General features: G+C 34.0%; 6 protein-coding genes. 3 read left to right on the forward strand and 3 right to left on the reverse strand.

Features of this window, described 5'->3' with window-relative positions:
- Positions 1-122: 122 nt before the first annotated feature.
- Positions 123-623: a glutathione peroxidase gene (locus FPG59_RS12865; protein ID WP_254906704.1), complete on the forward strand. Its 501-nt coding sequence runs from the start codon at positions 123-125 to the stop codon at positions 621-623.
- A 184-nt stretch (positions 624-807) separates the two neighbouring features.
- On the opposite strand, the gene FPG59_RS12870 is transcribed toward FPG59_RS12865, so the two are convergent.
- On the reverse strand, positions 808-1758 hold the full coding sequence (locus FPG59_RS12870; RefSeq protein ID WP_086454993.1) for a tRNA-dihydrouridine synthase: 951 nt from the start codon (positions 1756-1758) through the stop codon (positions 808-810).
- A gap of 58 nt (positions 1759-1816) precedes the next feature.
- Positions 1817-2314 carry a GNAT family N-acetyltransferase gene (locus tag FPG59_RS12875; protein ID WP_086454994.1) on the reverse strand — a complete coding sequence of 166 codons (498 nt, stop codon included), beginning with the start codon at positions 2312-2314 and terminating at the stop codon, positions 1817-1819.
- Positions 2315-2410: 96 nt separating this feature from the next.
- Here FPG59_RS12875 and menD point away from each other — a divergent pair, with 96 nt between their 5' ends.
- On the forward strand, positions 2411-4072 hold the full coding sequence (gene menD, locus FPG59_RS12880) for a 2-succinyl-5-enolpyruvyl-6-hydroxy-3-cyclohexene-1-carboxylic-acid synthase (RefSeq protein ID WP_086454995.1): 1662 nt from the start codon (positions 2411-2413) through the stop codon (positions 4070-4072).
- An 88-nt stretch (positions 4073-4160) separates the two neighbouring features.
- Complete coding sequence (locus FPG59_RS12885; RefSeq protein ID WP_086454996.1) at positions 4161-4502, forward strand: DUF2853 family protein; 342 nt, start codon at positions 4161-4163, stop codon at positions 4500-4502.
- 130 nt (positions 4503-4632) lie between these two features.
- Here the strand turns inward: FPG59_RS12885 and FPG59_RS12890 are convergent, their stop codons facing one another.
- Positions 4633-5985 (reverse strand): M28 family metallopeptidase, encoded by a 1353-nt coding sequence (locus FPG59_RS12890; RefSeq protein WP_086454997.1) that lies wholly within the window; start codon positions 5983-5985, stop codon positions 4633-4635.
- Positions 5986-6284: the final 299 nt, after the last annotated feature.

Consider the following 6284-nt stretch of genomic DNA (forward strand, 5'->3'; position numbering starts at 1 on the left):
CAAAAAAAGAAGTACTTTTAACAAAAATTACAAAAATGAAAAACTTAATTTATATAGCAACTTTTGCTTTAGTATTGTTCAGTTGTCAAAACCAAGCACAACCTAAAAAATCAGAGAAAATTATGAGCACAGCAGTTACAGCTAAAGAAAACATTTATCAGTTTAAAGTAGAAGATTTATCAGGTAAGACTTTTGATTTTAGTACACTAAAAGGGAAAAAAGTGATCATTGTAAACACAGCATCTAAGTGTGGATTAACACCTCAGTACAAAGATTTAGAAGCAGTTTACAAAGAATACAAAGATAAAGGTTTAGTAATTGTTGGTTTCCCTGCAAATAATTTTGCATCGCAAGAGCCTGGAACAAACGAGGAAATTGCAACATTTTGTCAAATGAATTACGGTGTTACTTTTCCTATGATGGATAAAGTTTCTGTAAAAGGCGATGATATGGCTGCTATTTATCAGTTTTTAACTCAAAAATCTAAAAATGGTTTACAAGATTCAACTGTAGAGTGGAATTTTCAAAAATACCTAATCAACGAAAACGGAGAACTAGAAAAAGTAATTTCTCCAAGAGTTTTGGTTACTGATCCAGAAGTAATGAATTGGATCAAAGCATAAGCAGTTATCTAACTTTATACAGTAAAATATTTTAGAAGAGATTTTCAGTAAAATGAAAATCTCTTTTTTTTTGTGGTTTATGTAAGTGTCGAATATTTCATAAACATTGAACCATTAAGAAATTAAGTTACATTAAGAATCAGCACTTAATTTTTCTTAATTTATTAATGGTTTATTTTTCTCTCTAGAATTTTTCATTTTTGAAAATTTCAGCTACAGCAGCTTCGTAATTACGAATGCTTTGTGCTTTTTTAATTTTTTTCAATACTTTGTGCGGATTGGCAAAAGTAACTGAAAAATATTCCCATAAGTGGTACATTTTTAATAAAATATGTGCCTGTCCAGAAAGTGACTCACTATAAATAGCATACAAAGTATCGTGAAAAGCGTTCAATACTTCCATTTTATTAGTAGGATACTCATGCGTATTATTCTTAATCATACTTGGCAAGAAAGGATCTGAGATTAATCCTCTCCCAATCATCCAGTGATCAATACTTGGATAACGTTCTTGCATTTCATGAAACTTCGCTACTGAGGTTATGTCTCCGTTATAATACAATTTATGTTTAGTAGTATCAATACATTTTTGAAATCCATCAAGATCTACTCCGCCTTTGTACAATTGTTTTCCTAAACGGGCGTGGATGGCTATATTTTTTAAGGGATATTTTTCAAGAATAGGAAGTACGTCAATAATTTCTTGAGGAGATTCATATCCCAATCGCATTTTCATAGATACTAGGATATCTGTTTCATTGTGTGCTCTTTCTAGTATGTGATTGATTTTTTCGGTGTTGCTAATCAATCCAGATCCCATGCCAGATTTAGTTACCATCGGGTAAGGACAACCCAAGTTCCAGTTGAGTTCTTTGTAACCAAGTTCTCGTACATACTTAGCAACAAACAAAAATTCATCTGCATCGTTTGTAATGACTTGCGGAATTACTTCTAATTCAAGATTGTTTTCTAAAAGTAAATCGCGTTCATAAGAAGGCTTGATCACTAATTTTCCATTTAGGCGAATATAAGGCGAATAAAAAGTATCAATACCTCCAAAAAGTTTGTTTTGGGCATTTCTAAATCTAAAGTCGGTAAAACCCTGCAAAGGGGAAGAAAGCAATGTAAAACTCATAAGTACTATAAAAATGCAAAGGTACCTTTTTCAAGCCAGTAACGCTAATTAAGGAGTCTTATTCTAAAATCAACTGCATAAACACAGAGTGCAACCAACGGTCAAATTTAAATCCTGATTCTTTGATTATGCCTACCGTTTTAAAACCAAATTTTTCATGAAATTCAACGCTACTATGATTTTCAGAATCAATAACAGCAATCATTGTGTGTAAATTTTGTTTTTTTGCAAGAACTATTAATTCTTCAAGAAGTAATTTACCTATTCCTTTTCCATGATGATCTTGGCTTACATATACAGAATGCTCAACCGTAAATTTATAAGCTTCTCGAAAACGGAATTCACTATACATACCAAAACCTACAACAACTCCGCCAATTTCAGCCACGATCACAGGGAAATTTTTACTCTGTTTATCGGCTAAAATACTCATTTGCTGCTCTAGTGTTCTTGTATTATAATCATACAAAGCTGTAGAGTGTAAAATATTGTAATTTATAATCTCCAAAATTGCTTGAGTATCCTCAGTTTTGTATGCGCGTATCGTAGTTTTCATGGGGTATTTATTTGCTTCAAAAATAGCAAATAACAGTTCAAATTAAAGGAAAAAGACCAGCGAATTTGTAACTTTGTATCAAAGAAATTAGATACAATGATATACCCCAAAATACCTTTGGCGCAAAGCATAATTGAAATTTGCTTAGCCAAGGGAATCACCAACATAATTATTTCCCCGGGTTCCAGAAATGCACCGCTAACTATAGGTTTTGTTAATAATCCTGCTTTTAAATGTTACAGCATTGCTGATGAACGTTGTGCAGCCTTTTTTGGTTTAGGAATGGCACAACAAACGGCACATCCAGTGGCGCTTGTTTGTACCTCTGGATCCGCTTTATTGAATTATTATCCCGCTTTTGCAGAGGCTTTTTATAGTCAAATTCCACTTGTGGTAATCTCAGCAGATAGACCTCAAAGTAAGATTGATATTGGTGATGGACAAACCATTAGACAGGAAAATGTTTTCGAAAACCATTCGTTATACAATGCTAATTTACATGAGGATGTTTCGGCTGAGAATGATCTAAAAATCAACGAGGCCATTAACACGGCTATTTCTCAAAAAGGTCCCGTTCATATCAATGCTCCTTTTGAAGAACCTTTGTATGAAACCGTTTCGGAACTTTCAGTCAAAGTGAATACTTTCGCTTCCGCAAATGCTACGCAGACGATTTCTATTGATGATGTTTCAGAATTTGCAACGATTTGGAACAATGCTACTAAGAAAATGATTTTGGTTGGCGTGAACGAACCGAATGCCGTTAACGAGAAAGTAATTGAGGCTTTCGCCAAAGATGAGTCGGTTGTGGTGTTGACCGAAACGACTTCTAACCTACACCATGATACTTTTATCAATAACATTGACACGATTATTACTCCTTTTACGAATGAAGATTTTGAAAATTTTCGTCCGGAGATTTTAGTAACATTTGGCGGAATGGTCGTTTCAAAAAGAATCAAAGCATTTTTACGCAAATACAAACCCAAACACCATTGGCATATTGACTCTCGGAGAGCGTATGACACTTTTGGTGCTTTAACACACCATTTTGAAGTAAACCCAAATGTGTTTTTTGAAACCTTCCTGCCGCTTACAAACGCAGTAGAGAGTGATTATTTCAAGCAATTAGACGCTGTAAAAGCATTACGAAAGTTAAAAAGCGATATTTATTTAGATAAAATTCCTTTTTCGGATTTTAAAGTATTTGAGAGCGTTATTAAAGGTTTACCAAAGAACAGCCATTTGCAAATCAGCAATAGCTCGGCCATCCGCTATGCGCAATTGATAGACATTCACCCTACAATTGAAGTGTATTGTAACCGTGGAACTAGTGGAATTGATGGCAGTACATCAACAGCAATAGGTGCTGCTGTAGCCAATACAAAACCAACTATTTTTATAACGGGTGACATAGGTTTTTTGTATGATAGCAATGCATTGTGGAACAGCTATATTCCTAAAAATTTCAAAATTATATTGATTAATAATGGTGGTGGAGGAATTTTTAGAATTCTACCGGGACATGAAGAAACGCCAGTTTTTAATACTTTTTTTGAGACATCCCATTGCTTGACCGCCGAACATTTAGCAAAAATGTATGGTTTAGAATATACAATTGCTAGTGATGAGGTAAGTCTAGAAAGTGGTCTGATTGCATTGTACGCACAAAATGAGAAGCCATGTATTTTAGAAGTGTTTACACCTACATTACAAAATGATAGTATTTTATTGCAATTTTTTAAAGAATTAGTGTAATTTTTTTCTTGTTTTTAATACAACTCTAAGATATAATGTTTAATTTTAGTCTGTTATAAACAAAAAAAACAACTAAAAACTTTTATTTATGAGCGCAAGAGAAGAATTAATTGTAAAATACGCAGCAGATTTGAAAGAAAAATGCGGCGTTGATCCAGATATGGATTTATTAACTAAAGTTACAATAGGATGTGGACCGTCAATTTATAATGCTGATTCAGCTACGGTAGCTGGAAGTCAGCAGTCAGAATTGGACACAGTAAAAAACAATTTCTTGATCAAGAAATTAGGACTTGCTGATGGACCAGAACTAGACGCTGCCATTGATGCAGTAATGGAAAAATATGGAAGATCTAATAGAAATAAGTACAGAGCCGTTATTTACTATTTACTTACAGTTCATTTCAAGAAAGAGAGCGTTTACAATTAATCTTTAGATTGATTATAGAATGTATAAAAAAAGCGTTTGTCGAATTGAGACAAACGCTTTGTTGTTAAATCACTTTTTTAATCAAAAACACGAGAATTAGTTTCTATTAAATTGATTTCATTCTTGAAAGTTAACGAATAGGGGTAGGGAAAACAGGTAAACTAGAATGTCCTAAAGCATCAACCGCTTGCACTGCAAAGAAAAAATTATCTTTAGAATACGGAATTTCGGCCTTTGTATCTTTTACAAAAATAGTTTTTTCCCAGTGTTGTGATCCTGTTTCTCTAATAAGGATATTGTAGCCATAAACAGCTTTTCCTTCTGGCGCAGTCCAAAGTAAAGTAGAGAAATTGGTTAAATCTTTTACTTCAATTCCAACATTAGTTGGAGCTTTTGGTGACCACGCTAAGTTACTGAAAGTAGCTAAGTTAGAACAGGTTACTTTTTTCATGTATTCAAAGTCCATGAATTCAGGAAGGTCTCCATACTGAATGTTATTTTCTTTTCGCACATTTTGGTGTTGGTGATCGTAGTTCTCGTTCATTTCACAAAATCGAATCGCAGTAAAACCATTTTGACTAAAAGGAGTATGATCACCACCACGCAAGAAACGGTCGTTTCGGTACACTAGGTTAATATCTAATTGATCAACATATTGGTTGGTTACTGTTTTAATATATCGGGCTAATTGTCTGGATGGGCTATCATTATCGCGATTGGTTGATTTTCGCATTTTTGCTTCGGCTTCTGTTTCTAGATAGGGAATAGTTTCGCTAAAAACACGCACTCTGGTATTGTCACGTAATAAAGTTCCGCTTGACAAACTGTTGCCTATCATGTCATTGTTAAGCATAGCAATCAAATTCCATTTCTTTTCCTTGGCAACATCAGCAAGATGTTTAGCACCATATAAACCTTGTTCTTCACCCACTACAGCCACAAAAATGAGTGTAAAAGGAAATTCTCTTTGACTCATAATTCTGGCCAGTTCCATCATGGCTGCTACTCCTGAAGCATCATCATTTGCACCTGGCGCGTCAGATTTTGCGTCCATGACATCCGAAGCTCTAGAATCTAAGTGACCACTAATTATCATTACGCGATCATCAGTAGGATCAGTACCTTTTAAAGTTGCCATTACGTTTCCTAATTGGCTATCTGTTGCAATTCGTTTTCCATCGGCTTTGATGGTAAAAAAATCAATAACAGAAGTAAGTCTGCCGCCAGATGCCAAGGCATATTTGTCAAATTCTGATTTTACCCAGCGCTGTGCTGCGCCAATACCACGTGTATTGCTTTTGGTGTCGCTCAACGTATGGCGCGTACCAAACGAAACGAGTTTGCGTACGGTAGCTTCCATGTTTTCCGATTTAACTTCGGTCAACATTTTTTTAATTTCGGGATCATCAACTGTAGTTTGTGCAAAAGTTGTAATCGAAAAGCATACAAGTAGAATTAAGGTAGTTATAGGATTTGGTTTCATTAATTGTTTTTTTAATTTCCTCAAAGTTAGTGAAAAAGAAAAATAGTTTTTCACGTCCTTAAAATTTTAGGAATTGTTTGAGGTTAGGAGTATATACCAAGAGATATTTTGCAAATCAGGATTGTACCACTTGGATTTTATTATTTTTATTCATGGATTGTGATGTGTTGTTTGATGACCAGACGGTGAGGTATTTAATTTATAATATTTTTTTATTTTTCATAAAATCCTTTCGTATTTTAATTAATTTGCGGTGATTAATAATTGAATAAAAAGGAATATTTGATTCTCCTCTTCCA

This window comes from Flavobacterium sp. FPG59, assembly GCF_002150205.1.
In the GTDB taxonomy this organism is placed as follows: Bacteria; Bacteroidota; Bacteroidia; order Flavobacteriales; family Flavobacteriaceae; genus Flavobacterium.